At 68.1% G+C, this 24489-nt stretch carries 28 protein-coding genes; 10 read left to right on the top strand and 18 right to left on the bottom strand.

The window, feature by feature from the left end; translation table 11 throughout:
• Positions 1 to 406: 406 nt before the first annotated feature.
• On the top strand, positions 407 to 886 hold the full coding sequence (locus tag V8201_RS00005) for a hypothetical protein (protein ID WP_336544162.1): 480 nt from the start codon (positions 407 to 409) through the stop codon (positions 884 to 886).
• A 5-nt stretch (positions 887 to 891) separates the two neighbouring features.
• Here the strand turns inward: V8201_RS00005 and V8201_RS00010 are convergent, their stop codons facing one another.
• The 5 genes from V8201_RS00010 to V8201_RS00030 all read right to left on the bottom strand — a co-directional run bounded on the left by V8201_RS00010 (position 892) and on the right by V8201_RS00030 (position 4895).
• Entirely contained in the window at positions 892 to 2538 is a 1647-nt protein-coding gene (locus V8201_RS00010) for a hypothetical protein (protein ID WP_336544163.1), read from the bottom strand.
• Between the two features lie 107 nt (positions 2539 to 2645).
• Positions 2646 to 3632 (bottom strand): DUF7146 domain-containing protein, encoded by a 987-nt coding sequence (locus V8201_RS00015; RefSeq protein WP_336544164.1) that lies wholly within the window; start codon positions 3630 to 3632, stop codon positions 2646 to 2648.
• A complete protein-coding gene (locus tag V8201_RS00020; protein WP_336544165.1) occupies positions 3629 to 3859 on the bottom strand; it encodes a hypothetical protein in 231 nt (76 codons plus the stop codon). The genes V8201_RS00015 and V8201_RS00020 overlap by 4 nt, the downstream gene beginning before the upstream one ends.
• Positions 3856 to 4092: a helix-turn-helix domain-containing protein gene (locus V8201_RS00025; protein ID WP_336544166.1), complete on the bottom strand. Its 237-nt coding sequence runs from the start codon at positions 4090 to 4092 to the stop codon at positions 3856 to 3858. The genes V8201_RS00020 and V8201_RS00025 overlap by 4 nt, the downstream gene beginning before the upstream one ends.
• Positions 4089 to 4895, bottom strand: a complete 807-nt coding sequence (locus V8201_RS00030; RefSeq protein WP_336544167.1) for a helix-turn-helix domain-containing protein — start codon at positions 4893 to 4895, stop codon at positions 4089 to 4091. Before V8201_RS00030 ends, V8201_RS00025 begins: the two co-directional genes overlap by 4 nt.
• 48 nt (positions 4896 to 4943) lie before the next feature.
• Here V8201_RS00030 and V8201_RS00035 point away from each other — a divergent pair, with 48 nt between their 5' ends.
• The 3 genes from V8201_RS00035 to V8201_RS00045 all read left to right on the top strand — a co-directional run bounded on the left by V8201_RS00035 (position 4944) and on the right by V8201_RS00045 (position 7755).
• A complete protein-coding gene (locus V8201_RS00035; protein ID WP_336544168.1) occupies positions 4944 to 6245 on the top strand; it encodes a tyrosine-type recombinase/integrase in 1302 nt (433 codons plus the stop codon).
• A gap of 120 nt (positions 6246 to 6365) precedes the next feature.
• Positions 6366 to 7190 carry a DUF429 domain-containing protein gene (locus tag V8201_RS00040; protein WP_336544169.1) on the top strand — a complete coding sequence of 275 codons (825 nt, stop codon included), beginning with the start codon at positions 6366 to 6368 and terminating at the stop codon, positions 7188 to 7190.
• Positions 7191 to 7197: 7 nt separating this feature from the next.
• Complete coding sequence (locus tag V8201_RS00045; protein WP_336544170.1) at positions 7198 to 7755, top strand: isochorismatase family protein; 558 nt, start codon at positions 7198 to 7200, stop codon at positions 7753 to 7755.
• 293 nt (positions 7756 to 8048) lie between these two features.
• Here V8201_RS00045 and V8201_RS00050 read toward each other — a convergent pair whose 3' ends face one another.
• On the bottom strand, positions 8049 to 8642 hold the full coding sequence (locus V8201_RS00050) for a TlpA family protein disulfide reductase (RefSeq protein ID WP_271299642.1): 594 nt from the start codon (positions 8640 to 8642) through the stop codon (positions 8049 to 8051).
• Between the two features lie 16 nt (positions 8643 to 8658).
• Here V8201_RS00050 and argH point away from each other — a divergent pair, with 16 nt between their 5' ends.
• The 5 genes from argH to V8201_RS00075 are packed head-to-tail and all read left to right on the top strand — an operon-like array spanning position 8659 to position 13282.
• Complete coding sequence (gene argH / locus V8201_RS00055) at positions 8659 to 10026, top strand: argininosuccinate lyase (protein ID WP_336544520.1); 1368 nt, start codon at positions 8659 to 8661, stop codon at positions 10024 to 10026.
• On the top strand, positions 10023 to 10271 hold the full coding sequence (locus V8201_RS00060; RefSeq protein WP_037535185.1) for a hypothetical protein: 249 nt from the start codon (positions 10023 to 10025) through the stop codon (positions 10269 to 10271). The genes argH and V8201_RS00060 overlap by 4 nt, the downstream gene beginning before the upstream one ends.
• Positions 10272 to 10293: 22 nt before the next feature.
• Positions 10294 to 11571, top strand: coding sequence for a diaminopimelate decarboxylase (lysA, locus tag V8201_RS00065; RefSeq protein WP_336544171.1), 1278 nt, complete (start codon positions 10294 to 10296; stop codon positions 11569 to 11571).
• Complete coding sequence (locus V8201_RS00070; protein ID WP_037535183.1) at positions 11568 to 12332, top strand: precorrin-2 dehydrogenase/sirohydrochlorin ferrochelatase family protein; 765 nt, start codon at positions 11568 to 11570, stop codon at positions 12330 to 12332. Before lysA ends, V8201_RS00070 begins: the two co-directional genes overlap by 4 nt.
• On the top strand, positions 12329 to 13282 hold the full coding sequence (locus V8201_RS00075; protein ID WP_271299640.1) for a CorA family divalent cation transporter: 954 nt from the start codon (positions 12329 to 12331) through the stop codon (positions 13280 to 13282). Before V8201_RS00070 ends, V8201_RS00075 begins: the two co-directional genes overlap by 4 nt.
• A gap of 122 nt (positions 13283 to 13404) precedes the next feature.
• Here V8201_RS00075 and V8201_RS00080 read toward each other — a convergent pair whose 3' ends face one another.
• Entirely contained in the window at positions 13405 to 13842 is a 438-nt protein-coding gene (locus tag V8201_RS00080) for a hypothetical protein (RefSeq protein ID WP_336544172.1), read from the bottom strand.
• A gap of 161 nt (positions 13843 to 14003) precedes the next feature.
• On the opposite strand from V8201_RS00080, the gene V8201_RS00085 reads away from it, so the two are divergent.
• Positions 14004 to 14855 (top strand): LysR family transcriptional regulator, encoded by an 852-nt coding sequence (locus V8201_RS00085; RefSeq protein ID WP_037535181.1) that lies wholly within the window; start codon positions 14004 to 14006, stop codon positions 14853 to 14855.
• Between the two features lie 12 nt (positions 14856 to 14867).
• Here V8201_RS00085 and fliS read toward each other — a convergent pair whose 3' ends face one another.
• Genes fliS through V8201_RS00140 form a run of 11 tightly spaced genes read right to left on the bottom strand, consistent with a single transcriptional unit; the run spans position 14868 to position 24455 of the window.
• Positions 14868 to 15266 (bottom strand): flagellar export chaperone FliS, encoded by a 399-nt coding sequence (fliS, locus tag V8201_RS00090; protein ID WP_037535180.1) that lies wholly within the window; start codon positions 15264 to 15266, stop codon positions 14868 to 14870.
• 1 nt (position 15267) lies between these two features.
• Positions 15268 to 16767, bottom strand: coding sequence for a flagellar filament capping protein FliD (gene fliD, locus V8201_RS00095; protein WP_336544173.1), 1500 nt, complete (start codon positions 16765 to 16767; stop codon positions 15268 to 15270).
• A gap of 49 nt (positions 16768 to 16816) precedes the next feature.
• A complete protein-coding gene (locus tag V8201_RS00100; RefSeq protein WP_037535178.1) occupies positions 16817 to 17956 on the bottom strand; it encodes an EscU/YscU/HrcU family type III secretion system export apparatus switch protein in 1140 nt (379 codons plus the stop codon).
• Positions 17956 to 18726 (bottom strand): flagellar biosynthetic protein FliR, encoded by a 771-nt coding sequence (gene fliR, locus V8201_RS00105; protein ID WP_037535177.1) that lies wholly within the window; start codon positions 18724 to 18726, stop codon positions 17956 to 17958. The genes V8201_RS00100 and fliR overlap by 1 nt, the downstream gene beginning before the upstream one ends.
• Positions 18727 to 18729: 3 nt before the next feature.
• Complete coding sequence (fliQ, locus tag V8201_RS00110) at positions 18730 to 18999, bottom strand: flagellar biosynthesis protein FliQ (RefSeq protein WP_037535176.1); 270 nt, start codon at positions 18997 to 18999, stop codon at positions 18730 to 18732.
• A 10-nt stretch (positions 19000 to 19009) separates the two neighbouring features.
• Entirely contained in the window at positions 19010 to 19888 is an 879-nt protein-coding gene (fliP, locus tag V8201_RS00115; RefSeq protein ID WP_336544174.1) for a flagellar type III secretion system pore protein FliP, read from the bottom strand.
• Positions 19885 to 20139 (bottom strand): flagellar biosynthetic protein FliO, encoded by a 255-nt coding sequence (locus V8201_RS00120; protein WP_037535174.1) that lies wholly within the window; start codon positions 20137 to 20139, stop codon positions 19885 to 19887. The genes fliP and V8201_RS00120 overlap by 4 nt, the downstream gene beginning before the upstream one ends.
• A 9-nt stretch (positions 20140 to 20148) precedes the next feature.
• Positions 20149 to 20451: a flagellar motor switch protein FliN gene (gene fliN / locus V8201_RS00125; protein WP_037535173.1), complete on the bottom strand. Its 303-nt coding sequence runs from the start codon at positions 20449 to 20451 to the stop codon at positions 20149 to 20151.
• Entirely contained in the window at positions 20448 to 21386 is a 939-nt protein-coding gene (locus V8201_RS00130) for a flagellar motor switch protein FliM (protein WP_037535172.1), read from the bottom strand. Before V8201_RS00130 ends, fliN begins: the two co-directional genes overlap by 4 nt.
• Positions 21387 to 21390: 4 nt before the next feature.
• Positions 21391 to 22002, bottom strand: a complete 612-nt coding sequence (locus tag V8201_RS00135) for a flagellar basal body-associated FliL family protein (RefSeq protein WP_037535171.1) — start codon at positions 22000 to 22002, stop codon at positions 21391 to 21393.
• A 23-nt stretch (positions 22003 to 22025) separates the two neighbouring features.
• The gene (locus V8201_RS00140) at positions 22026 to 24455 is read right to left on the bottom strand and encodes a flagellar hook-length control protein FliK (protein WP_336544175.1); all 2430 of its coding nucleotides are present in this window, start codon (positions 24453 to 24455) and stop codon (positions 22026 to 22028) included.
• Positions 24456 to 24489: the final 34 nt, after the last annotated feature.

Below are 24489 nucleotides of genomic sequence, written 5' to 3' on the forward strand. Positions count from 1 at the left end.
TTCCGTTTCATTCCGTCCGTCCCTCCAAGGGCCGGTCTCTAGTTCCAGGTGGATGAAGAAACGGGGGGCACGTCAGGGGTTATGCGGGTATCATCCCGACCGCTGCCTCGGATTTAGCAAAGGGAAGGACTGCGAAAATTCCACATGTGGCTGAGAAGTTACCCGCTTATACCCGCTTATACCCGCAAACGGAGTTCTCGCGCTTATGCCATGCGCATCGTCAGTTGATTGGGGATCGGTTGCAGATTGGGTCAGTGGTCTGCTCACAGGGTGCGGTATCATCGCAGCCGTGGTCCTGGCCGGGCGACCGGAGAGGGATCGGCTGGCGCATGAGCGAGGTGCAAAAGTCGCCGCGACTCATTTCCTCGCTCTTAAACTGCGGGGCATGCTCGCTAGCGTAGATCAGATGGTAACAGCGTTTAACGCTCCGCGCCCCGAAGACTGGCCTACCGATGCGAGGATTGAGAGCTGGCGCTGGATACGGCATCCGATAGGCATAAAGGCTGATGGCGAGGTCGTCGTCACGCCCGCTGAAGTGTCGATTTATATCGATGGGGGCGAAGGGAGCTATGCCGCGCAACTCGCGCTTTACTCTCGCCGCTATGCAAGCTTGTTTGAGTTGGTCCAAGAGTATCGCAACATGCGGCGGGAAATGGAGGCTCTCCCTGTCGAGCAATCATCGAACCAAGGACCGCTGCTTAGGGGCGCAGTCGCGTGGGTGGCCAGCCCGCGGGCGGAGGCATTGTCAGCGGCGATAGAAGGGGCGGCCGTCCTAGTCGCGACGCAAGCCACTGCTCTGGCCAAGGAAGGCGAAACACTTGCCTCAACATTCGTCGCGTCGTCTCGCCGCGCGCTTAAGGAGCCAACATTTGAGGTTGTGGAGTAGCCGAGTTAGGCACGAACGACCCGCCAGTTCTTCTGTTTGGCATGCGCATCTTCGCCAGCCAGAACCTTGAGGCCTTCCACGATTCTGCCCTGATACCGTGACAGGAAGCGCCCAAGTCGCTTGGCGTCAATGCCTCCGCGCTTGTCATCGGCTACCTCAGCCAGTGCCTCACGAAGGATACCATTGATGTTGCCGTTGTACGTGTCGCGCAGCTCGGCAGCTTCTTTGATCTCGCCGGTAGTTCGCGGTGACGATCCGACCGCACCATGCCACGCGGTAAGCACGCCCGAAAGCGTAGCGATAACCGGATCCTCTGCCCGAGCCTTGTCCATCGTTTCAACGGGATCAGCCCGACCCAACCAAACGAGAGGCGAGCGGACGAACCGGCTCCAATCCTCGAACGACGCAAGGGAAGGAAGCAGACCCGGAAATCCTGCCGCCACGTAAGCACGTGCGATCGTCAACGCCGCTGCGACGTATTTCCCTCGGTTGCGAAGCACCTCATCAAAAGGGCTCGCTTGGAACGTCCTCAGCTCCGGCCGCTCCATGTTCGGATCCAAGGAGCAAAGCAGTGTGCGGCGCGTCATATCACCGACCAATTGAATGTTATTGCCAGTCGCAAACGTTGTCGCGCGACTTTCGATTTTGACCAGCTTCGAGACTCCAAGCGGGCGGACCGAAACCACTGGGCGCTCGATCATCTGGCATAGGGCGTCCCCGCCAAGCTCACCGTTGACGTTGTCGATTGAGACAATGGCTTGACCGTTCAGCAGAGCTGCACCGAGCCGTTTTTCTGTCTCCTCCTCGTTACGTCCCGCGGCGATCACGGGCGCTCGCTCGCCAGTGCTGATCGCGGAGGCAAGGTCGATGATGTAGCTCTTGCCCGAGCCCGCGACCGGAGCGGTGGTGGCATGGAGGGGCGCCACGGGCATCGCTCCACGAACCACCGGAGTAATAAGCCCGGAGAGTGCCGCGGACCGGCTAGCAGCATCCACAAAGGGAAATTCATCGAGCAGCTGATCTAGGAAAGCCAATGCTGAAAGCGCCTGACCCCGAGTTGGCGCCTCGCTAATTGCAGGCATCGAAGGTGGGTTCAACAGCAGCAACTGCGTGGCCTCATCATAGCCAGGCTCGGAAAGGATTGTGCCGTCTGGCCGCAACGTCGGAGTCGTGATCACACCCGCGAGGCGGGGCAAACGCCATTCTCCATCGCGGGACAAAATCGTCAGAGCTACGTCGCGCGGCGGGTCAGTGGCGACCAGACCTTTCTTGCGCTCATTCCATTTCGTCCAGTCTGCGACGCGGGAGAGGTGGTCGACCAACATGTTGCCGTCGACTTGGCATAGCCGCGCCACCTTCGTCCGGCGGCCATGCGAAGCAGGCATGTCGTCTACAGCCGGGCGAACAATGCCGCCGCGGACGTATAGCGGAGCGCCGGCCCTGATAAGAGCGCTTTCTGCGAGAGTGGCAGTGACATGCAGCTCGCCGGCTCGGAGTTGGATCATCGGCTTTGCAGATACGGGCCGGTTCGTCTCAGCTGCGGAGGAAACGTCATCGAGTTCATCTGCTAGGGCCGGCGACTTATCGACGCTGTTGCTCGCGTCATACTGCATCGGGGAAGCCTTTCCTGCGCGGCTCAGCAAACCGATCACGGTAAGGGTTCTTCGGATGATGATCCCAAATGGTCGTGCTGTGCTCGCGGAGCGCTTCAAGCAACTCCGCGGCTTCCTTATCCGCCCAGGCGGCGGGACGCAGAACGTCACCCATTGATCGCCTCCATCAGCTGAGCGTTGAAGTCTTTGTGTGGCGCGCGGGGGCGGGTGATCCGCGCATGCAAACCCCCGGCGATGAACACCGCCTGCGCTTTCTGCGCTGCTGCCTCGCCGGCCGCGTCGCCATCAGCTCCGATTACGATCGCGCGCGTCACGTCGGCAAATGCCATCTGTGGTAGCATCGACGTGCCCGCCGCGACCCAGACAGACCGACCCAGCATCTGCGCTAGTGTCAGGCCGTCTTCCAAGCCTTCCGTCACCAGCATGCTAGGGGCGGGCGGCCCCAACTGGATCGATCCGCCGGCAACGTGCCCGAGGCTGTATTTGACCTTCGGCTTGCGGTCCGTTTCGGTCGGTCGGGTGACAGCCTTTTGGCCGTCTTCCGTCAGGTAGGTTCGTTGCAGCCCAAGCAACTCGCCTGCCGCATCCGTGACGATCGCGACCAACGCGGGCAGCGGGGCAGGGCCATTCGCCGCCAGGAGCCCGTTACCCTCAATCTGGGGCGGCGTGAGGCGCGCGAACCGCAGCGTGTGCGGCAGATCCATCGTGATGCCGCGAGACCGCAGGTAGGCCTCCGCAGGCGTTCCCTTGATCGGCGCGGACTCGTTGATGATCCGCTGCGCCACCGGCCGCAGGTCCGCCTTCGGCTTGGCCGGCGCACGCTGCTGTTCGAGCTGGCGAAGCGCGCCACCGTCGAGCATGTCGATCGCGCCGCGCAGTTTTACGCCATAGGCCTGCTGCACGAAGTCGAGCACGTCGCCCGACCAGGCGCAGCCGAAGCAATGCGCCCGGCGATCATCTGCGTAGATCGTGAACGATGGTGTGTTGTCGCTATGGAACGGGCAGCAGCCTTTCAACTCGTTGCCCGCCCGGTGCAGCTTTACGCCAGCCTTGGTCGCCACACCCGACACGGGGTAGCGGTCGCGGATGCTGGTGACGATGCGCGCCAAGTCGGCGCTGTCGAGGCGGCTCATAGCTCCACCACCAGCATGTTCAGCCCGGTCTTGAGCGCGACCCGGCGCAGGAACTCCTGACGCGCGCGCCGGTAGGCAGGCAGAAGCCGGCTCGCCCAAGGCCCATGCGGGATACGGGGCTTCCATTCCGCCTCAAGTTGACCATCGATCAGCCGGAAGATGACAGCACGGCCGTGGCCCAACGGCATCGGCTCGCTTTCCATGGTGATAGTGCGCAACTCAGTCATACCGCACCCGTCGAGAAAGCGCGGTCAAGCTCGCTCTTGCGGTAGAACAGCCGCCTTCCCTTCCGGGTGACTGGCAGATGCCCGCCCTCGGTCAGGTGATAGACGGCGCTCCGACCGATGCCGAGGTAAGCCGCTGCGGCACTGGCGCCGCTCAGCAGATCATCCGCGAGGACAGGATTGCGGTCACGGCTCGTTCCCGTTTGCGGCACGATTTGTTCATCGGCGGGGCTCATAACTTAGCCCACGCTTCTGCGGTCAGGCGCTCGAGGTAGACGCCGACGTAGCTGCGCATGTCAGACGACGGATCGCCGGCGGCTAGCTGCCACTCGCCTTCTGCGTCGCGGTAGAACGACAGGGCAGAGTAGTAGCTTTCATCAACCTGATCCGGGGACGGTTGGTCTATGGACATTATTGCAGTCCAGTAGGACCGCGCCTTGAAGTAGGACGCCACATCGATACGAAGCAGCCGTTCGACCTCGCTATCGTAAACGTCGTATGCAAGGTCAGGCTCGCGACCATAAACAAGGTGGCCAAGCTTCTTGAGCTCAAGCGCCTCGTCCAAGGAAACTACGGCATCGGTATATTTATAATGGCGCTGACCCCGCTCAAATTGCTTGGTGCGAAGCCACGGGAAGACGGTTAGGTGCTTCTCGAAATAGTCATCGAAGATACTGAACGTTTCATGCCCCTGCGATGCAACACGCTGCCTCAGCAGCATAATGTCAAAGGCAAGGTCATTGTTCTGACGAGTTAAGCCAGACGCATCAAAGAACGCGACCGCATCATGAAACCGCTCAGCTAAGCGCTTAATCGCCGGCAGCGACACACCGAACCCGCGGAGCTGATCGAGTAGCAGGGCAAGGTTGACCTGATGATACGCAAAACGGCGATGTTGCCCGCGGCCGGTGCCGCCCTCGGCTGGCAGGAGCACGCCTTCGCGCATCCAATAGTTGAGGGTCGAGTCGTCTATCCCGGTAAGCCGCGCCACTTGCTGGCGGGAATAGAGCGCCGTCGCGATGGAGGTTTTGTCGGTCATGCCATCATATACGCAGAAGTTGCGTATTGATACAAGCAAAAGTTGCGTATGGCGCTCAACCGTGTTGTAGCGGGCGCGGTTTTCCCGCAGGAGTCGTGCATGTCCGTCAGGAAAAGAGAGTGGGTGACGCCGGCCGGGAAGGCAAAAACGGCTTGGCAAGTCGACTATCGCGACAGCCAGGGTAAGCGACGCGCAAAGCAGTTCGCCCGCAAGAAAGAGGCTGACGAGTTCGAGCTGACCGCTGGCCATGAGGTGCGGCACGGCACGCATACCGCTGACAGCCAAAGCATCACCATTGCGGAGGCTGCGAAGCTGTGGCTGGCGCGTGCCGAGCGCGAGGATCTGGAGCGCTCTACGATCGCGGCCTACGGCCAGCACGTGCGGCTTCACATCAATCCGTACCTTGGCGCCAGACGGCTGAACCAGCTGACCAAGCCTATGGTCGAGGCTTACCGCGACGGCCTGCTGGAGCAGGGCCGTTCTAGGCCGATGGTCGCGCGCGTTCTCAGATCGCTCACATCGATCGTCAGCGAGGCGGAGCGCACTGGCTTTACCGCGAAGAACCCGTGCCGAGGCGTCACCATGCGCCGAGCGCGCCGGGAGCAGGCCAAGGTGCTGCCGCCGACAAAGGCCGACATGAGGCTGATGATCGAAGCGGCGCGCAACGCCCGGCCGATGGATTATCCGCTGCTGCTGGTGCTGCTGTTCGCCGGCTTGCGCGCATCCGAGGTGCGGGCCTTGCCTTGGCGCAATGTCGATCTGGCGCGCGGGACTATTACTGTCGACCAACGCTCCGACTTCCAGAACGTCATCGGGCCACCGAAAACGGCGGCCGGCTGGCGCACGATTCCTGTGCCGAAGACTGTCGTTGCCGCGTTGACGGAATGGAAGGCGATCTGCCCGAGCTCCGATCTGGGGCTGGTATTCCCCTCGCGTGAAGGGACGCCGATCTTCCACCCCAACCTCGTCGTTGGCTTCCAGGAGCCTATCCAGCTCGCGGCCGGCGTGACTACGCCACGGATGAAGAATGGCGAGGCGGTAGTCGGGAAGGATGGAGCGATCGTGCGGGAGGGGCGATACACGCTGCACAGCTTCCGCCATGCTGCCGCGTCCTTGTGGATCGAGCAGCGCGTCGCTCCGAAGCGCGTGCAAACTTGGATGGGGCATTCGTCTATCCAGGTGACATTCGATACCTACGGGCATCTGTTCGCCGCCGTCGAGGATGACGCGGCGGTGATGGCGCAGCTCGAAATTGGTGTGATGGGAGGGTCGGCGGGTCTTGCGACACAGTCGGCGCTAATCAGTGCAGACGAGGCCGATGCAACACAGATGCAACATGCCGCCGAATAGAGACGCATTCCGTAGCGTAACTACAAGGTCTCTGACTCCGTCAATCAAGGTTCGAATCCTTGTCGGGCATCCAGTTTTCGCCGTTCCGGCGGTTTCCCATCTCCTTTGATCATGGATGTCGTGCTCGGCATCGACGCGGCGTGGACGGAGACGCGGCCGAGCGGCGTCGCGCTCGCCGTGCGGCAGGCGGGGCGGTGGACGTTGCGGGCGGTGGCGCCGTCCTATGCGCATTTCCTGGCGCTGGCGCATGGCGAGACGCTGGACGGCGCCCCGACCGGGGCGGTGCCCGACGTGCCCGCGCTGCTCGATGCGGCGCAGCGGCTGGCGGGAGCGCCGGTCGGACTGGTCGCGATCGACATGCCGCTGGCGCTGACGCCGATCACCGCGCGAAGGCCGTCGGATAACGCGATCGCGCGGGCGTTCGGCGCCTGGCATTGCGCGACCCATTCGCCGAGCGCGGAACGGCCGGGCGCGTTGAGCGACAGGCTGCGGGCCGGCTTCGCTGCGGCGGGATATCCGCTGCGGATGCAGGATGCGCCGGCGGGCGGCCTGATCGAGGTCTATCCGCATCCGGCGCTCGTGCGGCTCGCCGGTGGCGCGCGGCGCCTGCCGTACAAGGCGGGCAACAGCGCCAAATACTGGCCGGGCGAACCGCTCGCGGTGCGGCGCGGGTTGCTCCACGCCGAATGGCGGCGGATCGCGGCGCTGCTCGCGACGCGGTTCGACGGGCTTGCCGACCGCCTGCCGCCGCTTGCCGACCGCCCTTCGGGCATCGACGCCAAGGCGCATGAGGACATGCTCGACGCGATCGTCTGCGCCTGGGTCGGCGTCACCGCGCTCGACGGGCAGGCGGAGGCCTATGGCGACGACGATTCGGCGATCTGGGTGCCGCGCGCCCTCTCGCCCTGCGACTCTCCGGGAACCGCGGCGGGCGCGGCCGGTTGAGCGCGACATGCCGACCTTCGACCCCCGCTCCACCGCCCTGATCCTCATCGACCTGCAAGACGGCATCGTTGCCGGCGACAAGGGGCCGCACAGCGCCGACGCCGTCGTCGCCGCGGGCAAGACGCTCGCGGCGCGGTTCCGCGAGGCGGGCGCGCCGGTGGTGCTCGTCCACGTCGGCGTCACGCCCGAGACGATGCCGAGCCTCAATGTCGACCAGCCCCGCCTGCCGGCCGAGGGGACGCCGCCGGCGTTCAGCGCCTTGGTCGACGGGCTGCGGCAGGACGGCGACCTCGTCGTGCTCAAGCATCATTGGGGTGCCTTTACCGGCACCGACCTTGATCTGCTGCTGCGCCGCCGCGGCGTGAAGACGGTGGTGATCGCCGGCATCGCGACGAATTTCGGCGTCGAGTCGACGGCGCGCGTCGCGTGGGAATTGTCCTATGACGTGGTCGTCGTCGAGGATGCGAGCACGTCGCGCTCGGCCGAGCTGCACGACTTTGCGGTGCGGGAGATCCTGCCGCAGATCGCGCGGGTGGTGAAACTGGAGGCGGTCACCCTCAGCTGATCGCGTTGGAAGCGCATATCGGGTCGCCGAGTGGGTCCCTCGCAAGTCAACCTGCGGAACCCCGCCCTTCGACGAGCTCAGGGCTAACGGCGGGGGGATGGCCGATCCCGATGTAATTGCCGTTCGCGCTGAGCGTGGCGAAGCGCACCCCTCCCCAAGGGAGACATCACCTGCAGAGCCCCGCCTTTCCAGCCCGGACGTGATGGCGGGCAGCGAGCCTCAACCTTCCCCGGCCGGACCGCATTCGAGGGCACGCTTGCCTGCCCACGCAATCACCATCCCGCGAATCAGGCTCACCCCGCCTCGGCGATCAGCTTGGCCGCCGCAGCGCTGTTCCAGTCGTTGCCGCCGTTCCAGCGCCACACCTCCTTGCCCGCAGCGTCGAACAGCACCGTCGTCGGCAGCGTCGCGCCCCAGCCCGTCGCCAGCGCCATCGCCTTGTCGTGATAGGGGACGAGCGTCGGCGCGCCATGCGCCTTGAGGAAGGCGGGGACGTCGGCGCCGGCGCCGCTGTCCTGGCTGATCGCGGCGATGCGGATATGGCCGCTCTTCGCCAGCGCCTCGAGCGTCGGCAGCTCGGCGACGCAGGGGCCGCACCAGGTCGCCCACAGATTGACCAGCACCGGCTGGCCGCGGAAGGCGGCGAGCGTCACCGGCTTGCCCGCGGCATCGGTGAAGGGGGTGGTCGGCGCCGCGGTGCCCTTGTGGCTGCGATCGAGGCCGATTGCCGCGCCGGAACTGGTGCCGGTCGCCTCGTCGGGCGATACGGTGGTCGCATCGGCTTGCGCGTTCGCTTGCCCGGAGGACGTGCTTTGCCTATCGCAGCCCGCGGCGGTGAGCGCCAGGAGACAGACGATCGCGACGCGCGTGGAAGAGGCCGGGAGCATGAGCGGTTCCAATTCGATGTGGGGCGGCAGGTTCGCCGAAGGGCCCGCCGCGGTGATGCGGGAGATTAACGCGTCAATCCCGTTCGACAAGCGGATGTGGCGACAGGATATCGCCGGATCGAAGGCGCATGTCGCGATGCTCGCGAAACAGGGCATCGTCGCGGCCGAGGATGCCGCGGCGATCGATGCCGGGCTGGACGCGGTCGCCGCGGATTACGAGGCGAACGGCGTTGCCGAGGATCTCGCGCTCGAAGACATCCATATGCAGACCGAGGCGAAGCTCGCCGCGCTGATCGGCCCGGTCGCCGGGCGGCTGCACACCGCACGCTCGCGCAACGATCAGGTCGCGACCGATTTCCGCCTGTGGGTGCGCGACGCGATCGATCAGGTGCTCGGCGCGCTCGCCGCGCTGACCGACGCCTTGCTGACCCGCGCCGAGGCGCATGCCGATGCGGTGATGCCGGGCTTCACCCATCTGCAATCCGCGCAGCCGGTGACGCTGGGCCATCATCTGATGGCCTATGTCGAGATGATCGCGCGCGACGTGTCGCGCTTCCGCGATGCCCGCGCGCGGATGAACCTCTGCCCGCTCGGCTCCGCGGCGCTCGCGGGGACGAGCTTTCCGCTCGACCGCGCGATGACCGCCGCCGCGCTCGGCTTCGACGGGCCGACGCGCAACAGCCTCGATGCGGTGAGCGACCGCGACTTCGCGCTCGACTATCTCACCGCGGCGACACAGACCGCGCTGCATCTGTCGCGGCTCGCCGAGGAATTCGTGCTGTGGGCGTCGCAGCCGTTCGGCTTCGTCGCCCTCTCGGATCAATGGTCGACGGGCAGCTCGATCATGCCGCAGAAGCGCAATCCCGATGCCGCCGAGCTGGTGCGCGGCCATGCCGGGCGGATCATGGGCTGCATGACCAGCCTGATGGTGACGATGAAGGGCCTGCCGCTCGCCTATTCGAAGGACATGCAGGACGACAAGCCGCCGGTGTTCGAATGCCATGACCTGCTCGGCCTGTCGATCGCGGCGATGACCGGGATGATCGCCAGCGCGACCTTCCGCACCGACCGGATGCGCGGCCTCGCCGAGAGCGGCTTCGCGACCGCGACCGATTTCGCCGACTGGCTGGTGCGCGAGGCGGGGCTGCCGTTCCGCGAGGCGCATCACGTCACCGGCCGCGCGGTCAAGCGCGCCGAGGAGCTGGGCGTGCGGCTCGACGAACTGCCCTATGCCGAGTTCGAGGCGATCGATCCCCGCGTCAACCAGAGCCTGTACGACGTGCTGTCGGTCGATGCCTCGGTCGCCAGCCGGACGAGCTTCGGCGGCACCGCGCCCGCCAATGTGCGCGCCGCGATCGCCGCGGCGCGGGAGAGTCTGCGATGAAACGTCCGATCGCCTTCGTCCCCGTCGTCTCGCTGCTGCTGGTGCTCGCCGGCTGCGGCGCCGCCAAGGAATTGCAGCCCGCGCCGGGCCGGCCGCTGCCGGTCGCGCCTTACGGCGCCAAGGCGACGCCGACGCCGGCGCAGCTGATCACGCCGACGACGCAGCAGCGACCGCAGCGCAGCGACGAGCTGCTGCGCAATTCCGAACAGCGGCGCGCCGACGATTTCGATCTGCCGCCCAACTAACATTCGAATCGATCCACGCCCGATGAACCATTTCGACCACCGCGACGGCATCCTGCACTGCGAGGACGTGCCGCTGACCCGTATCGCCGATGAGGTGGGGACGCCGGTCTATGTCTATTCCACCGCGACCTTCCGCCGCCACGCGCAGGTGTTTCGCGAGGGGCTGAAGCCGCTCGGCCGCATCCACCTGGCGTATGCGATCAAGGCCAATCCCAATGTCGCGGTGCTGCGCCTGCTCGCCGAGGAAGGCTATGGCGCCGACGTCGTGTCGGGCGGCGAGATGGCGCGCGCGCTGGCCGCCGGCATACCGGCGGCGGACATCGTCTTCTCGGGCGTCGGCAAGACCCGGGCCGAGCTGTCGCGCGGGCTCGACGAGGGCATCGGCCAGTTCAACCTCGAGCTGGAGGAGGAAGGTGTCGTCCTCGCGCGGCTCGCCCATGCCAAGGGCAAGCGCGCGCCGGCGGTGCTGCGCGTCAATCCCGATGTCGACGCCGGCACGCATGCCAAGATCTCGACCGGGCGCGCCGAGAACAAGTTCGGCGTGCCGATCGACCAGGCGGCGGCGATGTTCGCACGGCTCGCGCCGCTCGACGGGCTCGATCTGCGCGGTGTCGCCTGCCACATCGGCAGCCAGCTCGCCGATCTGTCGCGGCTCGAGGAAGCCTATCGCCGCATCGGCGTGCTCGTCGCCGAGCTGCGCGCGGCGGGGCATCGCATCACCCATGTCGATCTCGGCGGCGGGCTCGGCGTGCCGTACAAGGCCGGCGACACGCTGCCGAGCCCGGCCGATTACGGCGCGATGGTCGCGCGGGTGACGGAAGGCTGGGACGTCGAGCTGATGTTCGAGCCCGGCCGGGTCATCGCCGGCAATGCCGGCGTGCTGCTCACCGAGGTGATCTGGGTCAAGCCGGGCGTCACCAATCCCTATGTCATCGTCGATGCGGCGATGAACGACCTCGCCCGCCCCGCGCTTTACGATGCCTGGCACGATTTCGACGCGGTCGCGCCGAGCGGCGAGCGGATGACGGCCAATATCGCCGGGCCGGTCTGCGAGAGCGGCGATACCTTCGCGATGGGGCGCGACATCGATGCGGTGGTGAGCGGCGACCTCGCGGTGTTCCGCACAGCGGGCGCCTATGGCGCGACGATGGCGTCGACCTACAACAGCCGCGCGCTGGTGCCCGAGGTGCTCGTCGACGGCGACCGGTTCGCGGTGGTCGCCGACCGGATCGCCGCGGAGACGATCCTCGCCGCCGAGCGCGTCCCCGACTGGCTGATGCCGGGACGCGATCCGGCGTGACGCTGCACAGCCTGCCGCTGTTCGTGCGGCTGGCGGGCCGCCCGGTGATCCTGCTCGGCACCGGCGAGCCGGCCGAGGCCAAGCGGCGGCTGCTCGACCGCGCTGGCGCGGTGATCGTCGGCGAGGAGGTCGATGCGGCGCTGGCGGTGGTCGCGATCGAGGAGGAGGATGCGGCGGTGGCGGCGGTCGGGCGGCTCAGGGCGCGCGGCATCCTCGTCAACGCGGTCGACCGGCCCGAGCTGTGCGATTTCACCACGCCGGCGATCGTCGATCGCGATCCGGTTCTCGTCGCGATCGGCACCGGCGGCGTGTCGGCGGGGCTGGCGGCGGCGCTGCGCCAGCGGCTCGAGGCATGGCTGCCCGCCGGGCTCGGCGCGCTCGCCACCCGGCTGCATGCGGCGCGGCCGGCGTTGCGCGCGCGCTACCCCGATGGCGGCGAGCGGCGACGCGCGCTCGGCGCGGCGATGGCGGCGGGTGGCCCGCTCGATCCGCTCGGCGCTGTCGCGGACGTCGATGTCGACGGCTGGCTCGCCGCGGACCAGCCGCGCGGCCGCGGCCATGTCCGCATCACGCTCGGCTCGCCCGATCCCGACGATCTGACGTTGCGGCAGGCGCGTGCGCTCGCCAATGCCGATCGCGTCATCCACCATCCCGGCGTGCCCGCCGCGATCCTCGACCGCGCCCGTGCCGATGCGGCGCGCGAGGCCTGGCCCGCGGCGGCGGCGGGCGAGGGGCTGACCGTCGAATTGGTGATGGCATGAGCGGATTCGGCTATCGCGTGACCGACGGCGCGGTCGAGCGCGTCGCGGTCAAGGAGGCGCTCGCCTGCACCGCCGATTTCGTCTGGGTGCATCTCACCAGCAACGAGGCGGAGGCGCAGGCCTGGCTGCGCGATGCCGCCAAACTCGATGATTACGTCGTCGACGCGCTCACCGCTTCGGAGACGCGGCCGCGTTGCGAAGCCTTTGCCGACGGCGCGCTGCTCAACCTGCGCGGCCGGTCGTCGGAGGAGATGGCGAGCGGCGATCCGCTCGCCTCCGTGCGGATCTGGGCGATCAAGGGGCGCGTCTATTCGGTGACGCGGCGGCCGCTGATCGGCATCGCCGACGTCGAGACGCAGATTGCGGCTGGCACGATCGTCGACCCCGGCGACTTCATCGCCGCGGTGGCGACCGCGATCACCACCGACCTCGATCCGCATGTCGCCGACCTCGGCGACGAGCTCGACGATTGCGAGGAGCGGCTCGACGCCAATCGCGTCTTCGACCTGCGCCGGGTGGTGACGCGGGTGCGCGTCACCGCGATCGGCTACCGCCGCTTCCTCAGTCCGCAGCGCGCCGCGCTCGAAAAGCTGGCGGCGCTGCCCGGCGCGTGGCTCGCCGAGGACGATCGTCGCCACCTCGCCGCCGCCGCCGATCGCGCGGCGCGGATGACCGAGGAGGTGGAATCGATCCGCGAGCGCGCCTCGCTGATGCACGAGGCGCTCACCGACCTGCGCAGCGAACAGATCGACAGCCGCTCGCTGATCATCTCGATCATCGCGATGATCTTCCTGCCGCTGACCTTCATCACCGGCGTCTACGGCATGAACGTCGCCGACCTGCCCTATGCGCAGGAGCCTTGGGCGTTCGATGCGATCATGGGGCTTTGCGCCGCGATCGCCGCGACGGTGCTCGGCTATTTCGCGCACCGCCACTGGTTCCAGAAATAGGGGCGTGCCGTCCGGATCGCCGCAGACAGGCGCAAGGCCAAGGCGAGACACAGCGCCGCGGCGAAGGGTAGGTAAAAGCCATCGTGGAGGGCGCGGGGGACATAGGATTTGGCGAAGGCGAATCAGATGTAATAGCCGCCGACCCAGTGCAGCCACCGCCACGCAGTCGTCCCGATCATGCGCGCCGGCGCGCGGAACGACGTAGCCGCCATGGCGAGGATGAAGGCATAGCCGATGCCGTTGAGCATATAGCCCGACGGCTGCTGCGAAGCGTAGAACGCATCGGCATCGGCCCGGATAGAGGCCCCGATCGCCAGCGCATGGACGAGGTGCGATCCGGCGAAGGCAACGCCCAGGTAGCGACGGTTCCGCATCAGCCAGCGCGATAGCGGCATGGGCCGAAGGCGATGGAGCGCCGATGCGGTGAAGGCGCTGAGGAACAGGACGAGCGAGGCACGCGCGGTCATGCGGAGGGCGGAGCGCGCCCCCATGCTGCCGCCGATCCCGACGATCAGGACCAAGGCTGACGCGAGGACGACTGCTGTGACGATGCCGGTCAATCGCCATCCCCCTGATCGGATGACGGGGGCGTGGGCGGCGTTGGCGGGAGCGGGCATGCTGCACCTCATTCGGTATCGGAATGCCGGACGCTATGCATGGCCGGCATTCAGCAAACAAACGACGATTGCTAGCGCCATTCAGTGCGGTTAATGATCGATTGATGCTCGATCCGGTCCTCCTCCGAAGCTTCCTCACCGTCACCGATACCGGCAGCTTCACGCAGGCCGCTGCGACATTGCACCTGACCCAATCCGCGGTGAGTGCCCATTTGCGGAGACTGGAAGCGGATGTCGGCCATCGCCTGTTCGACCGGACGACGCGGACGGTGGTGCCGACGGCGGCGGGACGGCAGCTGGCTGGCTATGCGCGCAGTATCCTGGCGCTGACTGCCGAGGCGCGCCTCAGTCTCGACGCCCGCCGCCACCTGCGCGGCCGAATCCGCGTCGGAGCGAGCGAAGGGATGGCGAAGGGGCCGCTGATCGAATGCCTGCGGCGTTTCGGCACGTCGCACGACGGGGTCGAAGTCGCGTTGCAGATCGGCCTGATGGGGGATCTGCTCGACCTGGTCGATCAGGGCGGACTCGATGTCGTGCTCGGCAGCCGCTGCGGCAGCGACCCGCGCGGCGAGGCGTTATGGTCGGAACCGCTCGTCTGGGCGGCGGCGGCGCACGTCGACGCGACGCAACCCATCCTGTCGCTGGCGGTCTATCCCGACGCCTGCCCCTATCGTGCCGCGGCGATCGAGGCGCTGGCGCGGGCCGACCGACGCTGGCGGATCGCCTGCCAGAGTCCGAGCGGGGAGGGCCTGTTGATGGCGGTCGCCGCCGGGCTGGGGATCATGCCGATGACGCGATCGGCCTGCCGGGCAGCCGATCTGCGCGAGGTCGACGGTCTGCCGGCACTGCCCCCTGCGCAATTCGTGCTGGTCAACCGCGGCGCGACCCCGGCGGCGACGGCGATTGCCGACGACATCCGGCGTTGCATGACCAATCACGTCGTATCGAACCGTTGACCAACCGCGTCCTCACGCCGCGCGCGCGGTGCGCCACGCTTCGGCGATCTCGCTGAGGCTGTTGGCGGCGGCGCGGAACGGCGCGGGATCGTAGCCGACCGAGGCGGCGATCACCGTCTGGCGGATACCGGCATAGAGCCGCGCCAGCGTCGTCGACACCTCGCCGCCGCGCTCGAAGTCGAGGCCGGATTCAAGCGCGAATAGGATGGCGGTGGCGCGCGTCACGCGCTCGCTCTTGGTGCGCAGCTGATTGTGCTCGACCGCCCAGGCCGCCGCGCGCAGCGCCGACACCAGTTCCTCGTACAGGAGCTGGACGAGGCCGGGCCCCTGCGCCTCGGCAGTGCGGCCGACGACGTCGATCTGGCGATAGGTGGCGTAGGGATCGCCGCGAAGAGCCGTTGCGTACGCCATCTTACTTGTCCGAATTCCAAGCCTTGATCTGGTTTTCGAGGAACGTCTGGGTCGATTTGTAGGCGGCGACCTTGCTGTTCATTGTCGAGAATTGCTGGGTCAGCCGGGTCGACATCGCATCCGACAGCGTCGTGATCTTCGCCTGTTCGTCGGTGAGATCGGTCTGCGCCTTGGTATAGCGGGTGGTCGAGGCGCCGAGCCCGGTGACGCTGCTCGCCGCGGCGAGCGAGATGCCGTTGAGCGTGCTCGACAGGCCGATGGCATTGCCGGTCGTCGGCGCGAACATCGCCTCGACCTCGTCCGGATAGGCGGCCATCATCTTGTTGAGCGTCGCCGTATCGACCGACAGCGATCCGTCGCGATTGGTCGAGACGCCGATCTGCGCCAGCGTCGTCGGTGCGTTGGTGCCCGGGTTGGACACCAGTGTCTTGGTGGTCAGCGACTGGAGCGAGCGCACCATCGTCTTGGCGGCGGTGTCGCTCTTGAGGTCGCCGGTGCTCGCATCGGTCAGCCCCTTGGCGCTGGCATAGACCTGATTGTAGGTGTCGACGAAATCCGCCACCGCCTGGGCGACCGCGCTCGTCGGCCGCGTGCTCGACAGCGCGACCGGGCCGCCGGTCACCGCGTTGAGCTGAAGCTTCACGCCGCTGACCAGGTCGGAGATGGTGTTGCTGCTGCGCTGCACCGCGACGCCGTCGACCGTCAGCTGCGCATTGGCGGCGGTGCCGGTCAGCGTCATGCCGCTGTTCGGGCCGACGTTGAACTGGCTGAGCGCGCTGGACGAATCGTCTGCGGTGAGGGTGAAGGCCTGATCGGTGCCGGTGGTGCCCTTGAGCGACAGCACCGCCTTGCCGTCGGCATCGGTGATGATGCTGGCGGTGACGCCGGCCTTGGCGGCGTTGATCGCGCTGGCGATGCCGTTGAGGCTGCCGTCGGTGACGTCGATCGAGACCGCCGCGCTGCTGCCCGCGGTGAAGCCGGTCATCGCGGTGCCGGCGCTGTTGTAGGTGGCGCTGCCGAGCTGGAGCGTCAGCTTGCCGGTGGCGATCGTCGCGGTGCGATCGGCGACCGCCGCGGACCGCGCGCCCTGCGCCGAGGCGAGCGCGCTGACGGTGACGCTGGTGCTGAGGTCACCGACCTTGGCGCCGCTGATCGCCGAGACGCCGAGCGCGGTCGCATTGGAGCTGACCGGCTGCGTCTGCAACGTGCCGCCGGTGCTGAGCGTGCCGAGCGCGGTGGCGAAATTGCTGATCGTGCTCTTGAGCGTGCCCGCGGCCGAGATCTGCGCGGTCAGCGCGGTGTTGCGGCTGGTGATCGAGGCGTTCTTGGCGGCGAACTGCGCCTGGACCAGCGCGGTGACGAGCGAGGCGGTGTCGACGCCCGATCCGGTGTCGAGCGAGGTGAGCACCTGCTGCGCGGCGGTCTTGGTGACGCTGGCGCTGCTCGTCGCGGTGGTGGTGGCGGTGCTGGTCGACGTCGTGGTGGCAGTGGTGGTGGTCATCGTCGCACTCCGCGCTTCATCTCTGATAACGGCCGCCGCCGCCGGACGTTTAGGCTTTGTTGCCGGTTATCTTGATGCCGTGTTCGTCGAAGCGGGCGCCTTCCGGCACGTCGATCGGCGGCTGGACGATGCCGCGCGCCGCGGCGTTGACGTTGAAGACGAAGGCGAGGACGGTGGCGATCGCGACATAGAGGTCGTCGCGCACCTCCTGGCCTTCGCGGCTGGTGTAATAGACCGCGCGGGCGAGCATCGGATATTCGAGCACCGGCACGCGCATCTCACCCGCCGCCTCGCGGATCGCCAGTGCGATCGCGCCGCGGCCCTTGGCGACGACCACCGGCACCTGGTCCTGACCGCGATCATAGCGCAGCGCGACCGCGAAATGCGTCGGGTTGGTCAGCACGACATGCGCCTCCGCCACCGCCTTGCGCACGCCGCCGCTCGCCAGCGCGCGCTGCATCGCCCGCTGATGGCCCTTGGCCTCGGGCGAGCCTTCGGTTTCCTTGTGCTCGTCGCGCACCTCCTGCTTGGTCATGCGCAGCTTGCTGAGCAATTGCAGGATCTGGACCGGCACGTCGAACAGCGCGATCGCGAACAGGCCGCCGGCCATCGCGATCATGATGCCGGTGAAGGTGCCGCCGAGCTCCGCCACCGCATCGCCGAGGCTCGACGAGGTGAGGCCGAGCGTCGCGCGGCTCGACGACCACAGCATATAGGCGCCGATCGCGCCGAGCAGCACGACCTTGAGCAGCGACTTGCCGAGCTCGATCCATCCTTGCGGGCCGATGATCCGCTTGAGGCCGGAGGCGGGATTGATGCGATTGCCCTTGAAGGCGATCAGCTTGTTGTTCCAGGTCAGCGAACCGAGCCCGGCCGAGCTGAGGATCGTCGCGACCATGCTGACCGCGAACAAGGTGATCAGCGACGGCAGCAGCTTCCATCCCGCCTGCTGCAACGGCCGCCACGGCGAGAAATCCTCGACGTCGGTCCGGTCGAACTGGAAGCTCGCCGCCATCACCGCCTTGCACGCCGCGATCAGCGACGGGCCGGCGAAGATCAGCCAGGCGACGCCGGCCATGACCACCAATGCGGTGGCGAAATCCTTCGACTTGAGGATGTTGCCGTCTTCGGCGGCCTTTTGCTTGCGCTTGGCCGTCGGGGCTTCCGTCTTGTCGCCACCCTCCGACATCAGCCGATCACCAGACCTTGGGTCGCGGCGAGTCCTTCGCGGACGATGACGAGCATGTAATCGCCCATCGCCGGGAAGGCGACGGCGAGCGCGACGACGCCGACGGCGAGGCTGGCGGGCAGGCCGACCGAGAAGAGGTTGAGCGCGGGTGCGGCGCGGCTGACCATGCCGACGATCAGGTTGAGGCAGAGCAGCAGGAAGCCGACCGGCAACGCGAGCAGCAGTCCGGCGAGAAAGGCATAGCCGCCGAAGAAGGCGATCTGCCGCAGCCGTTCGGGCGCGATCCAGCTGCCCGGCGGCATCGTCTCATAGCTTTTCACCAGCAGCTCGACGAGGACGAGATGACCGTCCGCCGACAGGAACAGCAGCGTCAGCATCACCGTGAAGAACTGGCCGAGCGCGGGCGTCGAGCGGCCGTTCTGCGGATCGATCGACGAGGCGAAGCCGATGCCCATCGACCCGCCGATGATCTCCGACGCGATCATCGGCGCGGCGAAGGCGATCTGCAGGATGAAGCCGATCGCGGTGCCGACCAGCGCCTCGGCGAAGATCGCGAGGAAGGTCGCCGCCGCGAAGATTTGCGCCGGCGGCACCACCGGATGGACCTTGAGCACGAAGATGCCGATCGCGCCCGACAGGCCGACGCGCACCGGCAGCGGCACCGCCACCGCGCCGAACACCGGCGCGACGATGAACGCCGCGCCGATCCGCACCATGACGAAGATCAGCGCCCAGATCTGCGGTTCGATGGCGAGGCCGAAGCCGAGCATCGACTACTTCACCAGATCCGGGATGCGTTCGAACATGCCGACGGTGAAATCGGTGAGCAGGCCGAGGATCAGGCTGCCGAAGATCATGATCGAGAAGGCGACGACCAGCAATTTGGGGACGAAGCTCAGCGTCTGTTCGTTGATCGAGGTCGCCGCCTGGATCATGCCGAGGATCAACCCGGCGAGCAGCGCCGGGATCAGGATCGGCGCGCTGGCGAGCGCGAGCACCCACATCGTCTGATTGGCGACGGTGAGGAAATAATCGGCGTCCATGATTGGCTCCTCAGGTCGCGAACGAATTGGCGAGGCTGCCCATCGTCAGCGCCCAGCCGTCGACCAGCACGAACAGCAGCAGCTTGAACGGCAGCGAGATGATCGTCGGCGACAGCATCGCCATGCCGAGCGCCATCAGCACCGAGGCGACGACGAGATCGATGACGATGAACGGCAGGAACATCAGGAACCCGATCTGGAAGGCGGTCTTGAGTTCGGAGGTGACGAAGGCGGGGAGCAGCACCGCGAAGGGGATGTCGGCGGACGAGCTATAGGGGCCGGACTTCGCCATGTCGGCGAACATCGTCACGTCCTTGATCCGCGTCTGCTTGACCATGAAGGCATGGAGCGGCGCACCGGCGCGCTCGATCATCTGCGTGCCGGCGAGCTGGCCGGCGGCATAGGGCTGGATCGCCTGCGTGTTCATCTGGCTGATCGTCGGTGCCATGATGAACAGCGACAGGAACAGCGCGAGGCCGATCAGCACCTGATTGGGCGGCGTCTGTTGCAGGCCGAGCGCCTGGCGCAGCACCGCGAGGACGATGACGATGCGGGTGAAGCTGGTCATCATCAGCAGGATGCCCGGCAGGATCGTCAGCAGGCCCATGATGATGAGGACCTGGAGCGACAGCGACAGCGGCGCGCTCTGCGTGCCGCCCGAGGCGGCGCCCGAACTCAGCTGGCCGAGCGCGCGGTCGACCGCATCGCCGACGCCGGGCGCCGGCGCGGCGGGCTGGCCCTGCGCGAAGGCGGGCATCGCGATCAGCAGCGCGAGCGCGATCGCGAGCATCGCCCAGATCCAGCGGCGCGCGGCGGGGCGGGCGGCGCGCGGGCGGGCGCTGCGGATCAGCGCCGGGCCATGGCCGCTGCGGGTGACGGTGACGCTCACAGGTCGGCCTTGTCGATCAGGGTGACGCCGCCGCGACCGACCGAGACGAGCAGCCGCCTGCCTTCGAAATCGAGCACCGCGAGCCGCAGGCCGGGCGAGATCATCATGGTTTCCTTGATGCCGATCAGCCGGTTGGGTGCCTTGCCGGGCATCCGCGTCTCGAGCTTGCGCCACGCGTACAGGCAACCGATCATCAGGCCGCAGACCAGCGGCAGCAGGATGACGAGCTTGAGGATATAGGACCAGAGCATCGGGTGTCTTCAGCCGCGCGAGGGGGTGGATTTGTCCGGCGTGACCAGCTCGGTCATCCGCACGCCGAAACGGTCGCCGACGGTGACCACCTCGCCGCGGCCGATCAGCGTGCCGTTGACGAAGACGTCGAGCAGCTCGTTCGCCTGCCGGTCGAGCTCGATCACGCTCGACTCGCCGAGCGCGAGCAGTTCACGCAAGGTCAGCTGGGTCGAGCCGATCTCGACGGTCAGCTTGACGTCGACGTCCTGAAGCAGCCGGAAATTGGCGGCCACCCCGGCATCGAGCGGGAAGCCGCCGGTCATATCGTTCATGCGTCAGGTCCTTCGTCGTCGAATCGGGCAATGGAGGTGAGGCGGACGGCGGCATGGCCGTTCGAGGTGCCGACGGTGCCGCGGCCGAGGCAGTCGCTGCCGACCATCACCGGCACTTCCGGGCCGAAGCTGATCGGGATGACGTCGCCCGGCTTGAGGTTCATCAGCATCGACAGCGGCACCACGGGTTCGGCGAGCACCGAGCGGATCGGGAAGCGCACGTTCATCGCGGCGCGGGTCAGCGAGGTGCGCCACGCCGGGTCCGCCTCCTGCTTGTCGAGCACCTTGCCGGTCAGCGTCGGCGCATGCGGCTTGAGCGCGGTCACCGGGTAGAGCAGGTCGATGAACACCGGTCGGGCGTCGCCCGCGGCGATGCCGAAGCGGGTGACGATCATCGCGTCGTCGGCGTCGGTGGCGAGCATCGCCGCGCTGATCTCGACCCGCGTCGGCGTGAAGTCCATCTTGGCGAGCGGTTCCCAGGCGGCGCGCAGCGGCCCGGCGATCGCCGCGCCGATCTTGCCGACGATCGCCTCGGCGGCGGGCGAGAATTCGGTCGGGATCACCGCCGGCGCAGCGCCGGTGCCGCCGAAGAACAGGTCGAGCATCTCGAGCACGAACACGCCGTCGAGCACGCACAGGCCGGTCGCGCCCTGCGGCGCCATGATCAGCGGCAGCCAGGCGGTCAGTCCGTCGGCGCGCTCGGCCCGATAGTCGCCGAAGCGCTGGACGACGAGCGGCTCCGCCCAGGCGCGCACCTCGCGCCGCAGCAACGGCTCGAACACGCCGCGCAACGCCCGCGCGAGGCGCGCGGAGAGGTGCTGCAACGTGTGAAGATCACCGAACGGATTGAGCTTGGCTTCGCCCAGCCCCGCCGCATGGGCGGCAGGGCGGCGTTCGCGCGCGCGTCGTTCCGTGGTTGATCCGGCGTTAACCATGGGCTCACTGAACAACGAAATTGGTAAAGTAGACGTTACTGACGCCGCCGAATCCCTCTTTTTGTTCGAGAACCGCGTTGATCGCCTTGGCCAGCCGCTGCTGCATCTGCTGCTTGCCGGCAGAGGTGAAGACCTGCTCCTCGGGCGTGTCGCCGAGCGCGAGCAGCACCGCCGAGCGGATCGCGATATCGTTGGTCTTCAGATTCTCGATGACGGTGTCGTCATAGGGGGTCGAGATGGCGATGCCGACCTGGATGACGTGCACCGAATCCTGCAGGTTGGACGTGAACTGCGGGTCCATCGTGTAGTAATTGGACGCATATTTGTCGCCGTCGCCGCCCGAGGGGACGTGCTTGCCGCCGCTCGCCGCCGCGTCGCCGCCATGCCCCTCACCGCCTTCGCCGCCCGCGGCGGGACGCTTCTGTTCGGACTTCGGGACGAGCTTGGGGCCGTGGTCCTCCGGCGCGGCGGCATGGCCGCCGATCAGCCCGCTGCTTGCCGCATAGACGCCGGCGCCGACGCCGCCGCCGACCAGCGCGATCAGCGCGACCGCCATGATCACGATCTTCATCTTGCCCCCTTTCTTCTTGGGGGCCTCTGCGGGTTTGTCGCTCATCGTTTCGGATCCTCGGTCAGGGTTCAGGCGACGCGGCCGTCGTCGGCGGCGTCACGATCGGGGGAGGGGGCGCGGGCCGGGGCGGCCGGCTGACGTGTGGCCTGCGGCTGGCGCTGCTGCTGTTGCTGCTGGTTGGTTTGCGCCTGCTGGGCGGTCGATGGATTATTCTGTTGCGCGGACGTGCCGTTGCCCTGGCCCTGCGGCTGGTTCTGCGCGCCGGTCTGGGGCGAGGTGGCGGCGGGCGGCGTCACCGGCGCCGCCTCGACCACCGACTGGCCGATATGCAGGCCGCGCTCACCGGCGATCGCGGCGAGGCGCGGCTGCGCCTCCTCGATCAGGCTGCGTGTCGTCGCGTCGCTGGCGGCGAAGCGGACGTGGATCGCATCGCCGACCGTCTTGACCGCGATATCGACGACGCCGAGCGCATCGGGGACGAGGCGGATACGCGTGTCCTGCGCGTTGGCGGCATCGCGCAGTGTCTCGATATGGTCGATCATCGCGGTCGGCCAGCCGGTCTGGCGCATGTCGAGCGTCGGCTGCACGTCGGTGATGAGCGGTGCGGCGGTGGTGACGGCAGCGGTGCCGGTGGCGGTGAGCGCCGGGGTCAGCTCTGCCGGATCGGCGGCGCGGCGCTCCTCGCGTCCGGCCGCCTGGATCGCCGCGCCGAACACCTGCGCCGCCGGGGCGGTGGTGCCCGCGGCGGGCTGCGGCAGCGCGGCCTGCGGGCGGAGCGTCACGTTCTGGCGCCGGCCGTCGACCTCGCGGACGAAGGCACGGGGGGAAACGGCGGTCGCCGCGACGGCTGAAGCGGTCGACGCAGGCGCGGCGGGCGGCGTCGCGACGGGGGCGGGCGTCGCGGGCGCGGCGATCACCGGTGCGCCGGCGACCGCGACCGGCGCGGCGGCGGCGATCAACGGGGCGGAGGCTGGCGCGACCGGGGCGGGCGGCGGCGCGGATGCGGGCGCTGATACGGTCCTGGGCGCCGGCATCGGCACGATCGCTGCCGCTGACGTCGGTGCGACCGGCGCGGCGTCCGTCACGAATGCGCCGGGCGTCGCCAGCGGCGCTGGCGTCGGTGCGGCGGCGGGGGTGGCTTGCGGCATGACGGCGGTCGCGGCGGCGGGGGCCGGCACAGTCGGCATCGGCGCCGCGACCGGGACGGCCAGGCGAGCGTCTTCGCCCGTGACCGTGCGCGCGATGGCTGGCCGTGCTGCGGCAAAGGATGTGGGCGGGCGCGTAGGATCGGAGCGCTGTTCGGTGGAGGATGTCGACGCGGTCGCCCGGACCGACGCGGACTGCGTCGGAACGGAAGCGGCGACCGGCGGCTGTGCGGCCATGTCCGCAGCCGGTGCGGCGGCAGGCTGCGTGGCGCGCGTCGGGCGTTGCTCGGGCGCGGCCAAGGGCCGCCCGACGGTGTCGGCCTGCGCGTCCGGTAGCGCGCTCTGCGGCGTGGCGCTGGCGACCGTGGAGGTCGGTTGCGGTTGCGCGGCGAGAGGCGCGCCTTGCACCGCCGTCGATCGCGTCGCCGGTGCGGCGGTGCGCGCCGCGACTGCGGGCGCTGTCGACGGGGCCGGCGGGGGCGGGGCCGGCGTTTCTGCAGGCGGTGGCGCGGCGATCATCGCCGGTTGCGGCGGGGCCGGCAGGACCGCGGCGGTGTCGGCTGCGGGGGTGTCCGCATCCTCCGTCTCGGCGGGCTCGTCCTCGTCCAGCGGTGCGGAGAGATCGACATCCGCCGGCATCGGGCCGGCCATGGCGGTCGACGGATCTGCGACCGCAGCGAGTCTGGGCGCGGTCTGTCGTCCACCCGGCAGCGGAGTCGCCGGGGCCGCCGTCGTCCGGAGCGGAGACGCGGCCGGTTTCGCGGGAGCCGCATCGGAATCCACGTGAGCGGTCGCAGGCGGCTCCGTCGGTGCGATCGGTTCGGCCGGCGCGGCATCGCCGGTGGGCTGGAGCGACGGCGTCGGTGCGTCCGGCGCGCTCGGCTGCGCCGGTACCGGCGCGGCGACAGCGGCAGCAGGCGCCGCCGGCTGGCGACGTGCCGGCGGCGCGGCCACAATGATCGTCGGGGCGGCAGTATCCGGCATGGGCTGGACCGGCAGCGCCGCTGCGGTCGCGCCATTCGGCGTCGTCGGCGGTGCGGTGGGGACGTCGAGCGGTGCGGGCACCGGCATATCGACCGCGGCCAGCCACGCGAGCGCCGGATCGACGGCAGGCGTCGGCGGCGCGACGGTTGCGACGGGGGCGGTCGGCAGCACCATGCCGGGGGCGGCAAGCTCTTGCCGGATCGGCGTCACCCCCACGGACGTGGGCGGCAGCATCGGCGCGGTGGCATCCGCCGCATCGCCGCCCGCCGCGAGCATCGACAGCGCGAACAGGTCGCCATCCGCGGTGGATACGCCCTTGCCCGGCTGGCCGGGGGCGATCGTGAGCAGCGCGGAGGCGGGGGTGATCATCGGGGCAATCTCGTCAGCAACACGGGTGTCCCGC

This window comes from Sphingomonas kyungheensis (genome assembly GCF_037120395.1).
Taxonomy (GTDB): domain Bacteria; phylum Pseudomonadota; class Alphaproteobacteria; order Sphingomonadales; family Sphingomonadaceae; genus Sphingomonas; species Sphingomonas kyungheensis.